Here is a 4,157-nt window from a genome sequence, read left to right on the forward strand (position 1 = left end):
CTTGACGAACGAGAAGGTGACACAGAGCGAGGTCAGCGACGTCGCGAACATCAGCGAAGTCACCATCCGAAACCGCTACCACGAACTGCTCGACGCCGAGGAAGGAACGATCGCACCCTGAACGGGCGAAAAGGACTGTTTTTGTGCTGACCGCCGACCGCGGCTACCGACTACGTTGTTATCGGTCGTTCCACGCTTCGGCCAGCGATGGCCAGTAGGCGAAGAGGACGAGTCCGAACCAAAGGACGGCGAAGATGATAGCACCGCTCATCGTCGTCGTGGCGTAGTCGAGGAGCGACGCCGTCTGACTCGTCGGCGAAAACGTGTCGAAGATGACGTAGAGCGCGAAAAGGGCTGGAGCGCTCGCCAGCAGAATCGTTGCCGCAACGGCCAGCAGTTCGCCGGTCGCCCCGTCGGAGGACGAGCGCGAACGTGTTTCGGTTGCCATATCGGGTGCAAGTCGGCCGACTGGAATAATCTTTTTCCTCTCACGTTACGCGGTCGGTGTCGTACTGCGAGACGTACGAGACCAGCGCGAACAGGACGATGAGAACCGTCGCCGTGAGCGCCATGCCGAACAGCGCCATCGAGGTGGGACTCATCTCGAACAGCGAGACGCCGAACAATCGCAGTATTTTGTGTCGGTTTTGACCGGTCGCGCCGACCGTGAGTCCGATACCACCCGAGACGAGAACGATCGTTACGGCAGTGACGAGAAAGATGCGACGGCTCGAAAGGGTACGCTCGCTCATCGACGAAGATTGACACCCAGTCGGGTTAGGGCTTGCTACTTCGAACGGCCAAAACGGTTCCACGACCGTTCGAAGCGCGGCTGTGGGCACTCTCATCCGTTCGTGGCGACAAAAAAGATCGCGATCAGGCGGTCGCTTACTCGGCGGCGATGACGTCGTCGATGCGGACGATCATCGTCGCGGATTCGGTGGCGCTCTCGACGGCTTCGCTCTTGACGGCGGCGGGGTCGATGACGCCCTTCTCGACGGGGTCGGCGATTTCGCCGGTCTCGCCGGAGGAGATGATGCCTGCGCGGCCTTCCTCGGCGTCGTTCGCCGCACGGAGGTCGACGAGGGCGTCGATGGGGTCCATGCCGGTGTTTTCCGCGAGGGTTCGCGGGAGCATTTCGATGGCGTCGGCGAACGCCTCGACGGCGAGTTGTTGGCGGCCTTCGATGCCCGCGGCGTCGTCGCGAACGCGGCCCGCGATGTTGATCTCGGTCGCACCGGCACCGGGGACGACGCTCTCGGTTTCGACGGCGTTGGCGACGACGTCGAGGGCGTCCTCGATGGCGCGCTCGACTTCGTCGACGACGTGTTCCGTTCCGCCGCGGACGAAGACGGTGACGGACTGTGCCTCGTCGGCACCTTCGACGAAGACGAGGTCCTCGTCGCCGTACTTCTCGACGCGGATGGAGTCGGCGTGGCCGAGGTCGTCGTCGTCGATGTCGTCCGGTTTACCCGTGCGCTTGCCGCCCGTGGACTGGGCGATGGCGCTCGTCATGTCGTCGTCTACGTCCTCGAAGGCGAGGATGCCGTGCTCGGCGAGGTACGAGGCCGTACGGTCGTCGATGGAGGAGTGAGAGAAGACGACGTCGACACCGGCGTCGGCGATGGAATCGGCGAGGTCGCGGAGCTGGTTGTCCTCGGCGTCCATCGCGGCGGTGAGCTGTTCGACGTTGTCGACGGAGTACTCGGCGTCGAGTTCCGTCTCGCGAACGCCGAAGGTGCCGTCGGTGGCGAGGATGGTCGCGTCCTCGACCGAGCGCGGCATGTTCTTGTGTGCGGGTTCGGCGTCGGCGACGATTCCCTCGACGAGTTCCGTCCCGCTGGAACTGCCGCCGACCTGCGTCAGCACGCGGATCTCGTCGCGGTCGAGTCCGTCGTCGGTTTCGACGCCACGGACCGCGTTCACGACGACATCGGCGAGTCGCTGGGTCGTGATGTCACCGGTGCCCTTGCCGGTCATGCTGGATTCGGCGACCTGCTTCAGGAGGTCGTCGTCGATGTCGACGTCGAGCGAGAGGTCCTCGACGGCCTCGATGGCGATGTCACGAGCGCGGGCGTAGCCCTCCACGATGGTCGTGGCGTGGACGTCCTGTTCGAGGAGGTTCTCGGCCTTCGCGAGGAGTTCCCCGGCGAGGACCGCCGCCGTGGTCGTCCCGTCGCCGACTTCGTCCTCCTGTGTCTGGGAGACTTCGACGATCATCTGTGCGGCGGGGTGCTCGATGTCCATCGAGTCGAGAATCGTGACCCCGTCGTTCGTGATGACGACGTCGCCGTCGTCGGAGACGAGCATTTTGTCCATCCCACGCGGTCCGAGCGTGGTGCGTACGGCCTCGCTGACCGCTTTCCCGGCCGTGATGTTGGAGGATTGAGCGTCCCGACCTTGTGTCCGTTCCGTGCCTTCGCTGAGGATGAACATCGGTCGTCCGCCCATGCGTCGCTGTCCGAATCCTGATTCTGACATACGTATAATGAATGATTGATGTTCTATATAAATCTTTTTACTCGGTTTGCCGAACGAGAGCAGGTTACACGCATCGACCGATAGATACAAACCCGATTACCATCGAGAAATTTTCAGATGCTATAACTGGAGCACCGGTTTCGTGTGGTGGACGTTCACGCCCGACTCCCCGTCGAGGAGTCGGTTACGGCGCGCGGTCGGGCCATCTCGCCCGACAAGTTGGAGCGCGAGTTCCACCAGGCGGGTGTCGTGAACGCCATCGTCTTCCCCGGTCCCGTCCAAGGGGGTTCGAGCTATCTCCGAGCGAACAACGCCGTCGCTCGGCGAAGCGTTGAACGTCCGTTTTTTGCGTTTGCCAGGATCAACGGTCCCCGCGACCCCGACGGGAGCGCCACGGCGCGCTTCCGAAACTTCCGCACGCACCGGAAGGACTGGCACACCTCCCCCGAAGACGTCGAGCAGTACGCCTACGACGACCGGTTCCACGGGTTCAAACTCGACCCGACCCACGACGGCCTTCCGGACGACGAGGTCCTCGACCAACTCGAAGACGTGAACCTTCCAGTCCTCGTCACCGCGGGCGACGGATTCCCCCCGGAAACCGCCGCAACGACACTCCTCGACCGCTCGTTCCCCGTGGTTCTCTCGCACTTCGGCGGCTTTCCGCTGAACCGTGATCTGATGGAGGACGCCATCGACCTGCTCGACTCGCACGACGACTGTTATCTGGACACGAGTTTCGTCCGCTATCGCGAGCAGATGGAGCGCGCCGTCATGGAGCACCCCGACCGCGTCCTCTTCGGCAGCGGTGCCCCCCACGCCCATCCGAACGTCGCCGTCATGGAGATACTCACCCTCGATGTGCCCGAAGATGCCATGCGAAAGGTGTTCACCAACAATCCCTGTCGCGTCGTCGAGGCGCTCGCACCGGACGAATGATCGTTCGGTGACGGGGTAAAATAGGTCCCGACGTTCGTTCTTTCCCGTAGTCGAACTGCTATTCCATCTCGGGTTCGACCTCGCGCCAATCGTAGCGTTCGACGGCGCGGTCGGCGCGGTCGGACAACCCGTTCGGGTTGCGCGTATCGTCCCGGTCCCGGAGGCGGGCGACGAGGCCGTCTTTGGAACCCTTGGCGATTCCCTTGGCGACTTCCTTGCCGCAACTGGCCCAGAGGGACGGACGGGTATCGCCGGAGGCGACGTTCCCTCCGGCCGTTCGCGCGTCGCGGACGGCGTCGTGGATGGTCCGTCTGAACACGGTCAGTCGCGGCCCGTAGTTTTTGACCATGCGGTAGGAGAGCGAGCGATATTTCGTCGCCCAATCGCGTTCGACACCCTTCTCGTCGGAGTCCTCGCGGCGCACGGCCACTTCCGGAGCCCACGTGATGGGGCGTTCTAATCCCGCGAGGCGGTGGGCACAATCGCGCGCGCCGCCGGTTTCGAGCGTTTCGTCGAAGCCATCCACGGCCTCGATGCCGTCACGGGTAAATGCGACGTTTACGCTCGAAAAGTAGGTCACGTCCCGGCCCGCGATCGTTCGCGTTTCGATCGTCTCGGTCGTCATCCCCGCCCGAACCGTCCGATGGACGGGACCAGTGACCACGTCCGCGCCGTCCGCGATGGCGTTCCGGATGCCGTCGTACCACGACTCCTCGACGGCCACCTCCTCGCCGAGG

Annotated in this window: 5 protein-coding genes and 1 pseudogene; 2 read left to right on the forward strand and 4 right to left on the reverse strand. The window is 63.6% G+C overall.

Annotated elements, in window-relative coordinates; genetic code table 11:
- A pseudogene (locus tag WBV42_RS15020) lies at window positions 1-121 on the forward strand (transcription initiation factor IIB 2); the annotation flags it as partial.
- 57 nt (window positions 122-178) lie between these two features.
- Here WBV42_RS15020 and WBV42_RS15025 read toward each other — a convergent pair.
- The 3 genes from WBV42_RS15025 to thsA form a co-directional block, all read right to left on the reverse strand.
- The gene (locus WBV42_RS15025) at window positions 179-448 is read right to left on the reverse strand and encodes a hypothetical protein (RefSeq protein WP_423986749.1); all 270 of its coding nucleotides are present in this window, start codon (window positions 446-448) and stop codon (window positions 179-181) included.
- Window positions 449-488: 40 nt separating this feature from the next.
- On the reverse strand, window positions 489-752 hold the full coding sequence (locus WBV42_RS15030) for a DUF7520 family protein (RefSeq protein ID WP_253228295.1): 264 nt from the start codon (window positions 750-752) through the stop codon (window positions 489-491).
- Window positions 753-888: 136 nt separating this feature from the next.
- Window positions 889-2,451, reverse strand: coding sequence for a thermosome subunit alpha (thsA, locus tag WBV42_RS15035; protein WP_253228303.1), 1,563 nt, complete (start codon window positions 2,449-2,451; stop codon window positions 889-891).
- A 156-nt stretch (window positions 2,452-2,607) separates the two neighbouring features.
- On the opposite strand from thsA, the gene WBV42_RS15040 reads away from it, so the two are divergent.
- Window positions 2,608-3,420: an amidohydrolase family protein gene (locus WBV42_RS15040; protein ID WP_423986751.1), complete on the forward strand. Its 813-nt coding sequence runs from the start codon at window positions 2,608-2,610 to the stop codon at window positions 3,418-3,420.
- Window positions 3,421-3,478: 58 nt separating this feature from the next.
- Here WBV42_RS15040 and WBV42_RS15045 read toward each other — a convergent pair.
- The coding region (locus tag WBV42_RS15045) for a glycosyl transferase family 2 (RefSeq protein ID WP_423986750.1) at window positions 3,479-4,157 on the reverse strand (679 nt) is incomplete at its 5' end.

It is taken from the genome of Haladaptatus sp., assembly GCF_049589095.1.
Classification (GTDB): domain Archaea; phylum Halobacteriota; class Halobacteria; order Halobacteriales; family Haladaptataceae; genus Haladaptatus.